The organism is Asticcacaulis sp. (assembly GCF_027484505.1).
In the GTDB taxonomy this organism is placed as follows: Bacteria; Pseudomonadota; Alphaproteobacteria; order Caulobacterales; family Caulobacteraceae; genus Asticcacaulis.
The window spans coordinates 1-17,122 of the sequence record NZ_JAIXSV010000340.1 but is presented as its reverse complement, the minus strand read 5'-3'; the positions used below and the strand labels follow the sequence as shown (position 1 = coordinate 17,122).

At 63.7% G+C, this 17,122-nt stretch carries 9 protein-coding genes; all 9 read right to left on the bottom strand.

Features of this window, described 5'->3' with window-relative positions:
* Positions 1-1,607 (bottom strand): glycoside hydrolase family 3 N-terminal domain-containing protein (locus tag Q0072_RS20005; RefSeq protein WP_298333476.1); only part of this gene is annotated, 1,607 nt, incomplete at its 3' end.
* 31 nt (positions 1,608-1,638) lie between these two features.
* A complete protein-coding gene (locus Q0072_RS20000) occupies positions 1,639-2,370 on the bottom strand; it encodes a phospholipase (RefSeq protein WP_298333474.1) in 732 nt (243 codons plus the stop codon).
* Entirely contained in the window at positions 2,367-5,357 is a 2,991-nt protein-coding gene (locus tag Q0072_RS19995; protein WP_298333472.1) for a discoidin domain-containing protein, read from the bottom strand. Before Q0072_RS19995 ends, Q0072_RS20000 begins: the two co-directional genes overlap by 4 nt.
* A 17-nt stretch (positions 5,358-5,374) precedes the next feature.
* Positions 5,375-6,796 (bottom strand): glucoamylase family protein, encoded by a 1,422-nt coding sequence (locus Q0072_RS19990; RefSeq protein ID WP_298333470.1) that lies wholly within the window; start codon positions 6,794-6,796, stop codon positions 5,375-5,377.
* Positions 6,797-7,023: 227 nt separating this feature from the next.
* Entirely contained in the window at positions 7,024-9,987 is a 2,964-nt protein-coding gene (locus tag Q0072_RS19985; RefSeq protein WP_298333468.1) for a TonB-dependent receptor, read from the bottom strand.
* Positions 9,988-10,055: 68 nt separating this feature from the next.
* Complete coding sequence (locus Q0072_RS19980; RefSeq protein ID WP_298333466.1) at positions 10,056-11,063, bottom strand: LacI family DNA-binding transcriptional regulator; 1,008 nt, start codon at positions 11,061-11,063, stop codon at positions 10,056-10,058.
* Positions 11,064-11,204: 141 nt separating this feature from the next.
* The gene (locus Q0072_RS19975) at positions 11,205-12,995 is read right to left on the bottom strand and encodes a histidine kinase famiy protein (protein WP_298333464.1); all 1,791 of its coding nucleotides are present in this window, start codon (positions 12,993-12,995) and stop codon (positions 11,205-11,207) included.
* Positions 12,996-13,107: 112 nt separating this feature from the next.
* The gene (locus Q0072_RS19970) at positions 13,108-14,865 is read right to left on the bottom strand and encodes a hypothetical protein (protein ID WP_298333463.1); all 1,758 of its coding nucleotides are present in this window, start codon (positions 14,863-14,865) and stop codon (positions 13,108-13,110) included.
* Positions 14,862-16,982, bottom strand: a complete 2,121-nt coding sequence (locus Q0072_RS19965) for a DUF4175 family protein (protein ID WP_298333461.1) — start codon at positions 16,980-16,982, stop codon at positions 14,862-14,864. The genes Q0072_RS19970 and Q0072_RS19965 overlap by 4 nt, the downstream gene beginning before the upstream one ends.
* Between the last annotated feature and the right edge of the window lie 140 nt (positions 16,983-17,122).

Sequence of the window (17,122 nt, the reverse complement as noted above, 5' to 3'; positions counted from 1 at the left end):
GGCTTGCCCGTCGCCTTGACCGCTTCGATCAGCGCCAGTTGAGGTGCGGGCAAGGAAATATCGGTGCGGGCCTGCGCTTCGCCAGACATGTTCTCCGCCTCACCCATGGCCAGCACCACGATGTCAGAGGCTTTTGCCGCCGCGACGGCAGCGTCGATGCCGCCCGGAATGGCCGCTTCGAAATCCACACCCTTGACTACCGTGATCGCCGCCGGGTCTGTCACCACAGCGCGCAGCCCCTCTTCGATGGTGACGCCCTTGGCGCGGTCCGGGAAGACCGACCACGGCCCCGGCAGGTTGTGGCGATCCGCACCCAAAGGTCCGATCAGAGCGATCTTTTGGCCCGTTTTGGCCAGAGGCAGGAGGCTCCCTTCGTTACGCAGCAGCACGATCGAGCGACGGCCGGCTTCGCGTGACAGGGCGACGACCTCAGCGCTGCGCACATCGGCCTTTTCGCGTTTGGCGTCCATCGAGCGGTACGGGTTGTCGAACAGGCCCAGCGCCTTCTTGACCCGCAGGACACGGCGCACCGCCTCATCCAGCACCGCCTGCGGCACCTCGCCATCCTTCACAAGTGATGGTAGGTGTTTATAATAAAGACCTGATTGCATGGACATATCGCACCCGGCCATAATGGCCTTTTTGGTCGCATCACGCCCATCGGCGGCATAGCCGTGCAGGATCAGTTCTTCTTCGGAGGTGTAGTCGGACACGACCAGCCCCTTAAAGCCCCACTGCTCGCGCAGGATTTCGGTCAGCAGGTGGCGGTTGGCCGTGGCGGGCACGCCCGAAATGTCGTTGAAGCTCGACATCACCGACAAACACCCGGCGTCCAGCCCGGCCTTGAACGGCGGCAGATGGGTTTCCCACAGGGTGGTTTCGGGAATATCGACCGTGGCGTATTCCATGCCTCCCTGCACCGCGCCATAGGCGGCGAAGTGCTTGAGGCAGGCCAGCATGTTGCGCCCGTCCTTCAGATCATTGCCCTGAAAGCCCTTGACGCGGGCGACGGCCAGCACATTGCCGAGATAGGTGTCTTCGCCCGCCCCTTCGACAACGCGACCCCAGCGCTGATCGCGGGCAATGTCCACCATCGGGGCAAAGGTCCAGTGCAGGCCGACAGCGGTCGCCTCAATCGCCGCAGCGCGCGCCGTGCGGTAAGCCAGATCGGCGTCCCACGCCGCCGCCTCGCCCAACGGCACCGGGAAGGTCGTGCGCAGGCCGTGGATGATGTCGGCAGCGAAGATCAGCGGAATCCTGTGCGACGATTCCTCGACCGCCACCTTTTGCAGTTCGCGCGCCCCAGCGACGCCGATACCGTTGAACAGGCCGGTGATTTCGCCGCGACGGATGCGCGCCTTCACCTCGTCCTTCGTCTGGGCCACGGCGGCCGGATTGACATTGCCAAAGTCCGGCCGCGTCAGGTCGGCATAGAGGCTGAGCTGACCCGCCTTTTCGTCGAGCGACAGCGACGCGATCAGCTTTTCGATAAAGGGGTCGGGCGCGGCGACGGCTCTGGCGAGGCCCGGCGCGACGACGGGAAGGAAGGCGGCCGTGGCGACGGCGCCCCTGAGGAAGAACCGGCGTGAGGGCGTGAAAGCGGTCATGGGTTATCCTTGGTATCTGCGGGGAAAAGATTCAACGTTTATGTGTGAGCAGCCACGCGTAGAGGCTGGGGGTGGCATAGGCGGCGTCCCAGGCATTGTGATTGCCGTCGGGATAGAGGGTGTAGTTGACCTCACCGCCGCAGGCGCGGACGGCATCGGCAAACTGATCTTCGGGTTGATAGAGGACGATGTCGTCCTTTGCGCCGTGAAAGGCCCACACCGGCACGTCTTTCAGGGCGCAGGCTCCGTCGCGATACAGCGAGTCTCCGGACACCGGCGCAATGGCGGCAAAGCGTCGCGGATAGGCAATCGCCCAGTTCCACGTGCCCCGCCCGCCGCGTGACAGGCCGGTCAGGTAGAGGCGGCTATGGTCGGCGGGCAGGCCTTTCAGGGCCTGCGTCAGCCATTCGTCCAGCGTCGCCGGGTTCCATTCGACCTTCTCGCTCAGTTGCGGGGCCAGAATGATAAACGGCGCCTTGTCCGGGTTGGCGCGGCTATAGGCCCACGGCCCGTGCACGGTGGTCAGTTTGACATCGGTGCCGATCTCACCCGTCCCGTGCAAAAAGACCAGAACCGGAGCCTTGCCACTGAGGTTCGACGGCAGAGACTGCATGTAGCCGATCGTGCGGCCGTCCTTTAGCATCAGGGATTTCGGCGTCTCACCGCGCGGCAGGTCCGCCGACGGCAGGCTGGCGCACGCCGTGAGCCAAAAGAGAGCAAAAAAGGCGATAAGAGCCTTTGAGGGGAACCATGTGAAGATCATTGGCCATCTCCCAGAATAATCTCGGCTTTTGCCGTTTTGATAACCACTTCGCCGTTGTGCAGAGCCATGGGCCGACCATCCACCCGCACACGGACATCTCGACCCATTAGCGAGGGCACGTCAATCACATAGCCTCCGGGCGGAGGCGCTCCGGAATCAATATTGATTTTTAAGCCTGAACCCGCCTTAGTGACCGTCATAGACAGCCTGCCCCACGGCGTATGCAGCCGCTCCAGCCGCGTCTCGCCAAGCCCGGCCCATTTCGCGTCAAAGCCTGACAACAGCACCATCTGTGCCGTCTCGGCCCGCTCGTAGGCGAACATGTCGAGCGCCACGCGCAGATAGTCGGATTCGACCCAGCCGTGCGGCAGGTCGCCAATAAACAACGGTTGACGATAGGGGACGGTCACCACCTCTCCCCACTGGAACCACGCCTTAGGGGCCTGATCGGCGAAAAACATATCGAGCGCCTGACGTGCCCGTTCGGGCTGTTTCAGGCGCAGAAAGGCCCCGACATTACGCAGTTCGTAGGGCGTATAGCTGTTGGGCGTCTGATGGCGGCGCATCAGGGTCTGCGTCCAGTAGCGCTCAAAGGTCTGACGCTTCAGCGCCTCAGGGATATCGTCCGTATGTGCGCCGGAGGTCAGCCCCATGGTCGTTGAGGTCGGGTCGAAATCGCCGCGGTCAGCGGCCCCGGCCACCACGTCCTGCCCATAGTGCGCCGCCGTGGCGAGGATTGAGGCCTTCAGATCACGCGCAAAGGCCTCGCCCTGCGCGGTGAGGCGCGCGGCCTCAGCCGTCTTGCCCAAAGCGCGTGCTGTCACCGCCGCCCCGCGATAGCCTTTCAGGGCCCAGAAATTGTCCCAGTAGCTATAGGCCGCCTTGTCCGAATAGCCCTCATGGCTGATCGACGGCGGCATCAGGCCGCGATAGCGCGCCTCAGTCTGCGGCGTCAGATTGGCCTGACGCAGGCCCTCCTGATAGGCGATGGCACCGGACACCTGCGGCCAGTAGGGCGCGATCTCTGTGGGCGATACACCGAAGCGGATCAGTTCGCCGGCCAGCCACGGCAATTGCCCATGCGAGTCGTTTTCCGGCGTCGGATCGGCCCCGCGCGCATCGACGCAGCACGGCACCTTGCCCGTGTCAAAGCTCATCGGGGCATAGGCCTTGAAATAGGCCAGCGCTTCTTTCTGAAGGCCCATACGCAGCAGGCCTTCGGACATCATGGCCCCGTCGCGTATCCACGACCGGTCGTAAGACCGCGCGCCGGGCTTCAGCCAGTCGCCGTCGAGCAGGATCAGTTGGTAGGCGAGCGCCAGACGCGCGCTGTCGGCAATGGGCGGCGCACCGGCGGGCAGGACGAGCCGGGTATCACCCAACCGCTGACGCCAGTCGGCCTTGACGATTTCGGCCTGCGTTTCGGCCCATTTGGCCGCATCGCCGGTGATGACGGGGCGCTCAGTCTGCCCAGCCAGCGGAAAGGCGACAATGACGCTCTGCGCCACGCCCGAGGTGAGGTTCAGGTCATAACCCATCACGCCGGAAGCCAGACCGTCCGTATCGGACGCACTTGCGCCCTGAGGCCCGCTGAGGAAACCCGCCGCAGTAAAATCCTTGGGCGGCGTCAGCAGCCATAGCGGCTGATCATCCACGCTGACCGTATCGCCGTCACGGCTGAGGCGGCGGATCGGTGCATACCCCCCCGGCCGCGTCAGAAACTGCGTCGGCGGATTGACCTGCATCGGCTGCACATGCAGTTCCAACCGCACCGTCTGCGCCGTGTCCGAACGCACCTCGTAACGCACCAGCGCATAGGGGGCCTTGCCATCGCCAAAGGCCAGAGGGGCGACACGCATCTGCACGCCCTCCCCCTGCCATTCGACCGTCGGCAGGGGCAGGCGTTCGGCGTCCATGCCTTGCGTCACCTTCGCCTGCACCCAAGTCAGACGTTTGCCGCCGACTGTCAGCACGGGCATCAGCGATGGCCGCTCCGGCCCCAGTTCGACCGCCCCGTCTTCGGACAGCAGCGCCGCACGCGGGCCGCCATGCGCCACGCCGACCACGGTCCAGTAGGCCTGTTCCGTAAAACCGCGCGGATAGTCGCCACGCGGGGCGGTACGCGCCAGCTCGCTCAGCAGGGCATTCGGCTTAAGCCCCATCTCCAGCGGCAGCAGGGCGACCTCATTGAGTTGCCCCTGTCCGTTGATGCGGAGATAGCGGGCATCAACCTCACCCAAGGTCACATAGTCCGTCCCGCCGTCTGAACCCGCCACGCGGCGCAACTCACGGAAGGTGCGCCCGTCATCGGACACGGCCACCGTATAAAGAGCGGGCACCTTGCCCCAGTCGAGTTTCAGCCCACCGAAAGCGCGCACGCGCGACAGGTCGAGCGTCACCGACGCGGCCTCGATGCCGGTTTGGGCATCACCATCCACCGCCGCTGTCACATCGGCTTTGAGAGGCGCTTCGGTCTTCGGTTCCGGCGCTTCAGCGCGCCAGCGGATCGGCCCGACCTCCAGCCAGCCGGAGGCCGCCCCCTTGGCGGTCTTGACGACCACGACCTCCATGCGCTTGCCACCCCGGAAGGTGCGATCCTTTGTCGTCCCCCAAGCAAATGCGATATGGCGCGGGCGGATGCGCAGCACCGTCCCCTGCGGTGTTGGCACGAAGGCCGGGCGCGTCACCCACCACACATTGTCGCCGGAGGCATCGGTGAACTTGATCTGAAGATCATTGCCCGCCCCCTCGCCCTTTACGAGGATGTCGATGACGAAGTTTTCCGGGGCCGCAAAGTCAAGATCATGCACCATAAAGGCGTAGCCCGCGCCCTTGAACCCATAGTCCAGCCGGGCGGTGTCGCCGCCATGGGCCTTTGAGACCACGCCTTCCGAGGCCCCCGCAGTCCACGGCGTCGGCGCGATCAGGGCGTTTTGCGCCGAAGCAGGCGTCGCCAGCAGCCCGACGGCGCATATCAGCGCAACCATGGACAGGTGTCCGCGCATCAGGCCACCGCCTCAAACCCGGCCAGCTTCAGACCGCGCTGAAGTGGCGCGCAGCCCTTCATCAGCCGCCAGAACAGGCCCGAACGCAGGTTTTCGATACTGCACAGGATCGGCCCCTGATCAATGCCGATATAGTCGTTGGACACCCAGCCGGCGCGTCGGGTCTGATGGCCTTCGCGCGACGGATAGTCGGTGACAAAGGTCGGGTTGAAGCTGTCGAAAAAGCCATATTGACCATAGATATCAGAGCCATAGCGCGCCTGCATGGCTCTGGCAGCGGCCAGAGACTCCAGCGGCGCAAACATGATCGAGCCCAGCGCCGCCGTCGGCGCAATCGTGCCGTCATCGAACGGGTGCAGATCACCCGGCCCGCGCGCCGAATAGCTGCGGAATTGCCGCTCCACGCCGTCGATCACCAGCTTAACATCCGCCGGGCCGTCGCAGGCCGTAAAGCCCCAGATGTCCGGACCATAGTCTTTGAACCCCATCGGGTTCCGGATCGCATAGTTGCGCTGCGCCAGCGTCGCACGACGCGAATTTTCGAAATAATCCAGACCCTTGGCGCGCATATAGGCATCGGCTATGCCGTGATAGTCGATCCAGACGTGGTTGTATTGATGGCCGAACAGGGCGTGGAAACCCAGATGCGGCTCCCCATGATTGGGCCCAAACGTCTCATCATAGGTCGAACACCACACCTGATAGGCCTTAGGGTCGATCGGGTGGGTCGGTGAGGCCATGCCCAGCAGATAGACCATCATGCCTTCGTTATAGCCGCGCCATTCGGCCTTGATGAAACCGTCTTCGGGGTGCCAGCCCATGGTCTGCCGCCCCGACGGGCGCATCATGAAGGTCCAGTCCACGCGCTCATAAAGGGCGGTGGACAGGCGGCGAATATCGCGTTCGACCACCGTGTCGCGGTCGAAATACTTACCGGCGCACAGGGCCCCCATCAGCAAAAGCGAGGTGTCGATGGACGACAGTTCGCAGGTTTTATAGCGCGTACCGTCTTCGAAACGCAGGAAGTGATAGAAATAGCCCTTATAGCCCGCCGTGCCGGAAGCCGCGTCACCCTGCGGCAGGTTGTAAAGGAAATTCAGGGTGTTAAAGGTGCGTTCGGCCGCCTGTTCGCGGCGAATATAGCCGGACTCCGCGCCAACAACATAGGCGTTGAAGGCAAAGCCGATGGCCGCCACTGACGAAAAGGTGCGCGTGGGCCAACGATCCGGCGTGAGGCCGGTGCGGTGATCGGTCACGTCCCAGAAAAACTGAAACGTCCGCCGGTGCAGATCGCTCAGTAACGGGTCATGGCCCGGCGCATCTGAGCGGCCCGGCAGGGACGCACAGGCCCCCAGCGGCAACAGGCTTAGGCCGAAAAGACCCTGACCAAAAGCGCGGCGGGACGGATGAGACACGGACATAACAAAACTTCCTTCGACACGACGTCTGCGGGTGACACCGTTCGTCCATCAGGGACACCAAAAAAAACCGGGGGCTCCAAACGGGAGGAGAAGCCCCCGGTATAAGGCAAGTCAGCGCCGCATAAGCCGAGGAAGTGAGGCTGGCGGGCAGATGTCCGGCGGCGCGTCAGGGGATGAGACACTACCGGGCATAAGGGCGGCGCGGCGGAAACCACCGCGCCGAAAGCTTACCACTTGTAGGTCAGGCCGACCTGGAAGGAGCGCGAAGGACCGACCTGAGCATTCGGGTCGGGGATCTCCTTGGCACCCGTGCCATTGTCATAGCCGCCGGTCCATTGCGAATAGGCGCGGTTCCACGTGTCGAACAGGTTATAGACCTGCGCGTCGGCGGTGACCGTCTGACCGTTCCACAGCTTGAAGTCCTTGGAAACGCGCAGATCGACCTGCTTGAAGGACTTGCCCGGCCAGAAGTAGCCTTCCTGGAACTGGAGCGCCGGCGCGGTATCCAGCACACGGCCATAGGGTGTCCCGGAAGCGAGGGTCACAATGGCCGAAACGCGGGTGTCCCACGGACCCGACACGATGCCCGAACCAACGAAGCGCCACTTATCGACGCCTTCCGCCTTGTGCCAGCCGGTGGCCGACGGGCTGGCATAGTCGAAGATGAACGGGTCGTTGTGACCGGTCATTTCGGCGTCGGTCAGGGTCAGGGTGGTGCTGAAACCGTATTTCGAGGCCGGAGTCCACGGCTTTTCCGCCGTCAGATACAGGGCCTTGTAACGCGCCTGACGCTCATTGGTCGAGATTATCAGCGCCCCATAACCGTTCTGCAGGCCATTGCCCCACGGCTGACAGGCGTATTGCGGCCCGAACTGGCACCAACTGCCGTCCGGCAGACGATTACCCAGCACCCAGTTAAACAGGTTCTGATACTTGATATAGGACAGGGTGGCCGAGGTGGAAATGTCGCCAAAGCGCTTGCGGACACCCAGATTGAACTGATCCGAATAGGGCACTTTGGTGTCGTTGTTCAGAGCAAACACTTCGCCCTTGAGGCCCAGCGACTTGGCCAGCGCCACCAGAGCCGTCGGATTGCCAAAATAGTTGGCGTTCCACGTTGCGGTATTCTGGATGGTGTCCGTATCACCGTTGGGCGTGAAATTGATCTGGGCAACGTGGATGGTGGCGCGGCGCGTTTCCAGTTGCGCCAGATCGTAGATGTTACGGTCATAATAGCGGCCATAACCGCCGAAGATGACCAGATCACGATCCGCATTTACGTCATAGGCAAAGCCGATGCGCGGCTGGATAGCCCCCTTGAAGGCCTCGCGGTTAGACCCCGTGGAGATAAAGTCATCGGGATTGAAGGCCTTGTTGAAGCCGGCCGTGTTGCGCATGGCCGTCGCGATATCGGCAGGCGTTGTGAATTCGTTGTTGAGCATGTTGGACTCATAGTCCCAGCGCACGCCCAGATTGAAGGTCCAGTGATCGTTATAGGTCCAGTCGTCCTGAATATAGGCCCCGAACTGCATATTGTTCGAAGTCAGGTGCGGGTCGCCGTCGGCGATGCGCACCGCCACCGGCGCATTCGTGCCGCCATAAACATAGGTAGCGGCATCGTAGTAATATTCCGGAACCCGACGATGGTCGTTTTCATCGGCCGTATACTTATAGTTGGCCAGCTTGAAGCCACCCTTGATCACATGCGTGCCATACCATTCGATGCCAGTCAGGGTCAGGTCATTGCGCAGGGTGACACTTTCCTGCCCCTTGACCTGCGAATAGGGACGACCGCCAAAGGTGGCATAGACCGTGTTCACATCAGGCGTACCCGGCGTACCGGCAGGTGAACCCGCAGGCGGCGGGTTCATCTTGATCAGGGTGATGGCCGGGCCGGTGCTCAGGGGGGATTCCCGCCACTGCGAGTCCTGATAGTCGAGTTGCATCTCATTGAGCAGATTGTCCGCCCGGTGACGCCACTTGACGCTGGCTCCCTTGATCTCCTGATCGAGGGTCGAGCCGCGCTCGTAGGCAATTGTACCGCCGAAATTGCGAACATCGTCTTCGGTACGGTTACGGAAGGTGATATCGACCGTGTTGTTGTCATCGGCAAACCAGGTCAGCTTGCCGAACCACATGTCCTGCTTGAAGTCCTTGGCATAGCTACCGTTATAGGCATTGGAGAGGGCGGTAACGAGGGCCGGGTTCAGCGCGTTCAGGCCCGTATTGTTGCGCATATTCACCGAGTCCGACGGGCGCGCATCCTTGCGGCCTTCGTAAGACATGTAGAAGTGCAGCTTGTTCTTGATGATCGGGCCGCCGATGTCGAAGCCGTATTCCTTGTTTTCGAAATCCTGCTTGGGGCCGGTGTCGTAATAGTTCTGACCGATCATGCTCTTGGTCTGGAGCGTGCCAAACACCGTGCCGTGGAATTCGGTGCCGCCGGTCTTGGTGACGGCGGTGATGATGGCCGAACCCGCCTGCTCATATTCCGCCTTGAAGTTCTGGGTCGAAATCTTGAATTCCTGCACGGCCAGCTGCGGGAAGGGGTTGCCGCGCGAGGCGTCCTGACCGGTCACCCCCCCTTGCAGGACCTGATTCTTCTGGCTCATGCCGTCGATAAAGACATTGACCTGATTGGCATTGACCGCCCCCGCCTGAAACGTCTTGCGCTCCGGGTCGGTAGATACCGAAACGCCGGGTGCCAGAGCGGCAAAGTTCAGGAAGTTGCGGCCGTTCTGCGGCAGGTTTTCGATCTGGGCGCGCGAAATGGAGGTGGAGACTTCCGACTGACGCGGGTTGTTGCGGCGCGAGGCGACGACGGTCACTTCCTGCACCGGCGCGTCGGCCTTGGCGAGGTCGGCATCGACTTCGATCGTCTGACCGACGGGCAGCACGGCCTGCTCGGTGCGCGTCGTGCCGTCCGGCGCGCGGAAGGTGATGGTGTAGGTGCCCGGACGCAGGCCGACGATCACATAGCGGCCATCGGCGCGCACCGTGGCGGTCGCCTTGGCCCCCGTATTGGCGTCGGTCGCCGTGACCACCGTACCCGCCGGGGCGGCGGAGACGCGACCCTGAAGCGTGGCGGCGGATTCTGCGGCGAAGGCCGGGGCCGCCATGACAAGGGCGGCGGCCAGGGCGAGGCCCGAAACACCGAGGCTCAGGCCCCGCGTGCGAGACATATGAAGCATATCCTGTTCTCCCAAAGAACTGTTTTATTTATATAAAACGCGATACTCACAGCGTTTGCAGAAACGCTTTAACGGCGGCGGCTGGACGCCCGCACCACCAGTTCAGGCCGCACGATCAGGCTGGCGGCTGAGGCTGAAGCCTCCGCCGAACCGCGCTCGATCAAGGCGGAAAGCAGTTCAAGACTGCGCCGGCCGATGTCGAAGACACCGGCGCGCAGCGTCGAAATGGGCGGAGAGGCGTAGCGCGTCACCGGAATGTCGTCGAAGCCGATCACCGCCACATCGTCCGGGATCGACACGCCCGCTTCACGCAGGCCCAGGGTCGCCCCCAACGCCATCATGTCATTGGCGGCAAACAGACCGTCGGGCATCTGATCCTGTGCCAAAAGGGTCTGCACGGCGGCATAACCTGTGGCGTCGGTGAAATCGCCGGGCAGCACCTGCGGCGACAGCCCAGCCTCTTTCAGCCCGTCAAGATAGCCGCGCAGGCGGTCCTGCGCCTCCAGATTGCTCTCAGGCCCGGCAATGTGGGCGATGCGGCGGCAGCCCTGTTCGTGCAGGTGCCGCACCGCCTCCAGCGCGCCGGAATAGTTGTCAACGACAAGGCTCGGCAGGTCGGCCTGACCGCCCACCCCGCCCATCATGACCAGCGGCAGGTTGAACGGCAGCTTGCCCGACAGGTCGTCGGCATCGGCATAGGGGGCCATGACCAGCAGGCCATCGACGCGACCGGCCATGGCGCGCGCCGCCTTGACGGCTTCTTTCACATCGCCGTGCGACCCTGACACCAGAATGTGCAGACCGCTGGCCCGCGCGCCGACATCAATGCCGCGGATGATCTCCGAAAAGAATTCGCCATAGATGTCGGGAAGGATGACGCCGATCGTATTGGTACGGCTCATGGCCAGAGCCCGCGCTGCACCATGCGGCACGTATTTAAGCTTGCCCGCCGCCGCCAGAACGCGCTCACGCACCTCTTCGGTGACGTTATCTAGGCCATTAATGGCGCGTGAGGCCGAGGCGATCGACACACCCGCCGCCTTGGCCACGTCATTGAGCGTTACGCTTGCCGCCATGAAAGTCTGTACCCTGTCGTGTTATGTAAGCGCTTACAGCGTCGTTTGGCGTTGTGTAAGCGCTTACAACAGCGCTGTCAATTCATCATGTAAGCGCTTACAGACGGTGCGACATTCGAGCCACACTCCGAAAAGAGCCGGTCAGCCCCCGTGATCGTCCTTGCGGTTCAGCACGCCGCGCACCCGCGTAGACAGTTCGTCGGGCATGTAAGGTTTGTAGATGGTTTCAAACTCACGCGCATTGGTGTGGCCGTGCACATCGTCGGCAAAGCCCGTGGTAATCAGGATCGGCAGGTCGGAAAACAACTGCCGCGCCTCCTTGGCCAAAGCGACGCCGTTCATCTTGCCCGGCATGACGATATCGGTGAACAGAAGGTTCACCCCGTCCGGTCCTTTGAGATAGTCGAGCGCCGCCGAAGCGTTTTCCCGCGCCACCACCTCATAGCCATCGGCCTCCAGTATGGCACAAGCCAGTTCGCGCACCTCACGATTATCTTCGACCAGCAGCACCCGCTCGCCCTTGCCCCGCGTCTGAGCCGTCCGCTCAGATGCCGGAGCCTTGTCATCGGCCCCCAGTACCATCGGGAAATAAAGGTGGACCGTGGTGCCCTGCCCCGGCGTACTTTCGACCTCAAAGCCGCCGTCCGATTGCTTGACGAAGCCATAGACCTGCGCCAGCCCCAGCCCCGTGCCCTTGCCGACCTCCTTGGTGGTGAAGAAGGGTTCGGTGATGCGACTTAAGACTTCGGGCGGCATCCCTTCGCCGGTGTCGCTGACTGACAATTCGACCTGATCACCCTCCGGTCCGGAGCGGTTGGCCGTGCGGATGAGCACCCGTCCGCCTTCGGGCATGGCGTCGCGCGCATTGGCCAGAATATTGATCAGCGCCATTTCCAGTTGCACCGTATCAATGCGGGCATTGGCCAGATCAGGGTCGAGATCAAGCTCGATCTCGATAAAACTGCCCAGAGTGCGCGACAGCAGGTCATTCAACTCACTGACCACGCGGTTGAGGTTGACGACACGCGCCTCCAACGGTTGCTTACGCGAAAAGGCCAGCAATTGCTGCGTCAGGACGCGCGCCTTTTGCGCCGCCTGCATCACCGCCTCGTGGTAGCGATTGAGCTTGTCGGGCTGCTCGGTGACGGTGCGCGCCATCTGAAGATTGCCGATGATCACCTGAAGCAGGTTGTTGAAATCGTGGGCGATACCGCCGGTCAGTTGCCCGATGGCCTCCATCTTCTGCGCCCGGCGTAGCGCCATTTCCGCCTCGCGCCGGCGCGTCACATCGAGCTGCGAGCCGAAATAATACAGCAGCTTGCCGTCACGGTCAAAGATTGGGCTAACGAACAGCGCGTTCCAGAAGGCGGTGCCATCCTTGCGGAAATTCTGGATCTCCACCGCAATGTCGGTGCGGTCGCGGATGGCGCGGCTGAGGTTGGCGATCATTTGCGGGTCGGTCCCCTCGCCTTGCAGGAAGCGACAGTTGCGCCCCATGACCTCTTCCATCTGGTAGCCGGTGATGTTGAGGAAGGCATGATTGGCGAAGACGATGGGGGTGTCGGGCCGGTTGGGATCGGTAACGATCATCGGCATCCGCGTCATTTCGATGGCGGCAAAAAACAGGTCGTGGCGGTCGCTCGACTCCACGACGCCATGCCGCGCGGCCAGACGTTCAGGTGACTCCGAAATACCGCCGTCGGTGTCGCGCAGATCGGCGCGCGCCAGCTTTTCGAACACAAAGGTCTGAACATTTTCCAAACTTTGTAACGCGGTCTCGGTAATACGCAGGCTTTTCGGGTCGTCCTTGTGCCGCATCTGTATCAGTTGCAGGCTACCCTTGGCCGCCCCGAACATATTGTTCAGATCATGCAGGGTCTGACGGTCTAAACCGGCGTGGGGCGCGTTTTTGGGGGTATGATCGTCCGACATATGTCCATCCGCCGGACCCTCAGACAATCCGGGCGTTACACTTCTTCCAGTGTTCCGTTCTGACCGGATGGAGATAAGGAAAAAATATGAGTCGATGCCTCTGATATGCGGATCAGGGGAGAGGACGACGGCTTCGTTCCACTGCCCACAACACACCACTGACCAGCAACCAGCCGAGGAACCACGGCCAGGCGGCCCCGCGACGGCCCTCACCGGTTGCTTCCGATGGACGCGCGTCCTCAGCCACCAAGGCCTGCGTCGCTTCGCGCGCCTCCAGCGCCTGCACGCCCGGCAAGGCCTTGTCCGACAGGACATGGAAAGGCACAACCTGCACCGTATCAGCCGTCGTGACGCGCAGCACATGCCAGCCGGATTGCGTGGGCCAGACGGCGGCGCAACGCGCCTCCCCCGTGGCCGCATCGACGACGGGATGGCTGACGCCGCCTTTCGGGTCGAGTACCTCGACGTCACCGCTCAGGCCGCTCAGGCCGCACAGGCTGACGCGCTGATACACACGGGCGGAGCTGACGGTCGGCAGAGCAGCGCTGGAGCGCCGCGCCAGAGTCGAGAAAAGACCGCTCCACAGGGCCTGATGCCGTCCGGCCTCGCCGCTGAGCGTCAGGGTGAAACTGTCGGTCACGCTCCACAGGCCGACCCGTCCGCGCCCTTCGGCCCGCCACAAGCCCAGAGGCTGCGCTTTATTGTCCACCGCCAGAGGCACCGCATCGGTGCTGTCGAGGCGCAGGTTCATGCGCGTGACGGTAGGTGCCTTGTCCTTGCTGCCAGATGGTATGGGCAAGGTCACCGTCTCCGGATCACCAGTCCCACTGACCCGCAGGCCCAGCGCGGCCCACTGCGTGCGCGTCGTCTCCGACGGCAGGGCCGTGGGTCGCAGCAACAGGCCCATGCCGCCGCGCACGGCGCTGATCACCGCCGCGCGGCCACCGTCACCCAAACCGTCCCAGCCGCGTTCATCTATGACCAGCAGATCGGTCTGGCTCAGAGTGGCAGCATTCAGGGGCTGCGGCGCATCGCCCGCCGCCACGCCGCCGCCCAGTGCGAACTGCGCCTGCATGTCGATACCGGCATCGGCGGCCCAGCGGCGCAGATATTTGATCTCAGGTCCCGGCGCGCCGCCGATAACGCGAACCCGCGCCGTCAACGCTTCATCGACCCACACCGGCACTTCGGCGGTTTCCACCACGGCTTTTGTGGCCTCGCGCACCCGCACGCTGAAAGACACCGAACCTGCGGCTTTCGCTGTGCCCGTGAGAACCGCCAGACCACTGGCATCGGGCGTTTGCGTATCAACAACGGCCCCGGCTGGGTCAAGCAGTTCGACGACGGCTCCCTTTACGCCGTTGACCGTTATGCCGACCTGAAACGCTCCGCCGGGGGCCACGCGCTCAGGCCCATCAAGCCGCACCACACCGCGCGGCAGGGGCGACGGCACAAAGCGCAGGGCCCGTCCGTCCACCGCCGGGCGGTCACGCGGCGTCAGCCCTTCGCCCACTATAGTCAGGCGCGTCGCTTCGGAGTGCAGGCGCAGCGCCGTGGCCAGATCGGGCACGCGCTCCGCCCCCGCCACATTCGCTTCGGGCAAGGCGACGACGCGATCCCCCGCCTGCGCATCGACGGCCTGCGCCCCGCGTGTAGCGACGATCAGGGTGCCGGGCGCAGAGGCCAGACGCGGCGGGAACAGGGTCAGATACAGCAGCAGGGCCGACAGCGGCGTCAGGGCCAGAAGGGTCACAAACCGCCGCAGGGACCGCTCGGTCGCCTCGGCCTTGCGCCACCACAGACCGAGCCGCAGCGTGGATAAAGCCACAGCGGCCAGCAGCATAAGAGCAACGATCAAAGACGGGGTCATCTCGGTCGCTCCAGTGCATCCAGATAGCGGCCACCGGATGCCGTCACCGCCGGGCGGGGCGCGACACCCGCCGGAGGCCGGGTCAGGACGCGCCACAACTGGCCGCGCAGCGTCTGACGGCACGAGGCACAGCCGGGGTCGGCGCGCACGGCTTCTACCGCCGCCAGCAGCGACAGCGGATCGCTAACCCGGCCTTCATTGGCGCGCAGCCAGCCATCGAGCGCCTCCAGCGGCAGATCGTTTTTGGCCCCCGGTGTCTCGGCCAGAGCGGTCCACAGGGCCACGACGGGGGCATCGGGCGACGGGGCCGCCGTCACGGCGAAGGGCACCGGCGCAATGCCCTCGCGCTTGCCCGTCATGCGGCGGTTGTTATCGATGGGCGGCAGTTCCGGCCCGACGCGCGACAGGAAGATACGCGTCGCCTGCTGCACCTCCTTGATGTAGCCCAGCGCCTTGTAGGCGTGCGGCAGGGCGGTTTGCGGATTGCCCTGCCGCAAATGCAGTTCCGACTGCCACATCTCATCCAGCGCCTTTTTCAGCGTGGCGCGCGTTTCGGGATCGAGCAGGGTCGCCGCTTCGGGCTCATCGTGGGTGTGGCCATATTCGGCGGTCACATTGCCACCGTCACCAAACACCGGCGCGGCGTCGGGTTTCGCGGCCAGTCCCCCATGATCGTGGCCCCCATGATCGTGCCCTCCATGATCATGGCCGTCATTTTCGGAATGCCCCTCTTCAAGGCCCGGCGGGGCTTCGCGTTCGCCCTCAGCCTCTTCGCCCAGAAACTGCCCGTAGCGCAAACGCAGCAGGCGTTGATCGACGCCGATGGCGTCCGAACGGCTGAGGAAGGTATCGGGTTTCAGGCGCGGCTTCTCCTTCAGCAGGGCTTCGATGTCGATAATGATCTGCCTCTGGCTGCGGAAATAGGCCGGCAGGGTTTTACGCGCCAGCGCCTCCAGCCCCGTGCTTTCGGCCCCCAGATCGGACGGCCAGCGCAGGATCAGGCTGGGGGAGCGCGCCTCCTGCGGCGACGGGACGCGATTATCCTGCACGGTCAGTTGTACGATCAGGTCGTCGCCAACGGCAAACCCCAGCGCCTTGAGGTCGATCCGTGTCACAAAGCGCTTATCGGCCGCGCCGCCAGTACTGCTTAAGGTCATCGTCCGCTCGCGGAAGGTGATGTTTTCGCCCTGCCCCTGCGCCTGAATGATGCGCAGTTCGGCGGTGGGGGCGACGCCGTAATCGTCACTGGTGGCAAAGACCAGCGGCCACTGAGTCTGACCCGGCGTGACCAGCGTCAGGGCGCGGTCGGGCAGGACCGCCTCAACCTTTGGCGGTGAATCGGGGGTGACTTCCAGCCGGTGCAGCGGTTGCGTCGGCAGGCCATCGGCGGCAATCCGATAGAGGCGCGAGCGGTCGGCGCTCAGGGCAGCGGTCCATCCGTTCCCATCGCGGCGCAGGGCCACGCTTTGACCATCGTGGAAGACCAGCCGGACATTTGCGGCGTCCGGTGCAAAGCGCAGCCGCCAGACCAGCCGCGTATTTTGCGGCACCTTGAGATCGAGCGTTGTTTCGCGGTGCGCCGCCTGCCGCGTATAGGCGGGTGGGGTGACAGCGATTTCGGCGGAGATCAGTTTCGGCGCGCCGATGGCCGTCGTGCCGTAGGCAGCGGTCGGATGCGTCTGCGGCCACCAGACCAGCGCCGCCGTAAGAGCCGCGATGGCCAGACCCGCCGCCAGTGCAAAGCCCACCGGCTTCCAGCGCCACGGCGGCGTCAGCACAGCCGGCGACGGCAGGCGCTCGATCAGGCGTTGCCGTTGCAGGGCCTGCAAGGGGTTGAGGTCTTCGGTGCGCGCAAACAACAGGTCGGCGCTGTCTTCCATATCGGCACGGTGGGCATTGAGCGCCGCAATCACCCACGCGCGGTCGAAACGCCGCAATCGCCATACCGCCAGCCCGAAGGCGACGACTAAGCCGAGACACAGAGCTATCAAGAGCCCCGTCTCTGCGCCCACAGCCCACCCCGCAAAGGTGGTCGCGGCGATCAGCGGCAGGGCCGTCAGCCCGTCGTTCAACAGGCTGCGCAGACGCGCCGGGCCGGTAAAACGCTGAGGCGTCATGGCGCGGCCCTCCGGCGGGTAGCGGTGGCCAGCAGGCGTTCGATGAGAAACAACGCAGCCGCCAGCAGGGCCAGCCACGGCGTCAGTTCCTCAGACGGGCGGGTAAAGATTGAGCGCCCCGCAACCGGGATCAGGTCGCG

Excerpts from the sequence above, each read along its gene's own strand:
- Q0072_RS20000 (WP_298333474.1), bottom strand. The coding sequence starts at position 2,370 with ATGATCTTCACATGGTTCCCCTCAAAGGCTCTTATCGCCTTTTTTGCT.
- Q0072_RS19995 (WP_298333472.1), bottom strand. The coding sequence starts at position 5,357 with ATGGTTGCGCTGATATGCGCCGTCGGGCTGCTGGCGACGCCTGCTTCG.
- Q0072_RS19990 (WP_298333470.1), bottom strand. The coding sequence starts at position 6,796 with ATGTCCGTGTCTCATCCGTCCCGCCGCGCTTTTGGTCAGGGTCTTTTC.
- Q0072_RS19985 (WP_298333468.1), bottom strand. The coding sequence starts at position 9,987 with ATGCTTCATATGTCTCGCACGCGGGGCCTGAGCCTCGGTGTTTCGGGC.
- Q0072_RS19980 (WP_298333466.1), bottom strand. The coding sequence starts at position 11,063 with ATGGCGGCAAGCGTAACGCTCAATGACGTGGCCAAGGCGGCGGGTGTG.
- Q0072_RS19975 (WP_298333464.1), bottom strand. The coding sequence starts at position 12,995 with ATGTCGGACGATCATACCCCCAAAAACGCGCCCCACGCCGGTTTAGAC.
- Q0072_RS19970 (WP_298333463.1), bottom strand. The coding sequence starts at position 14,865 with ATGACCCCGTCTTTGATCGTTGCTCTTATGCTGCTGGCCGCTGTGGCT.
- Q0072_RS19965 (WP_298333461.1), bottom strand. The coding sequence starts at position 16,982 with ATGACGCCTCAGCGTTTTACCGGCCCGGCGCGTCTGCGCAGCCTGTTG.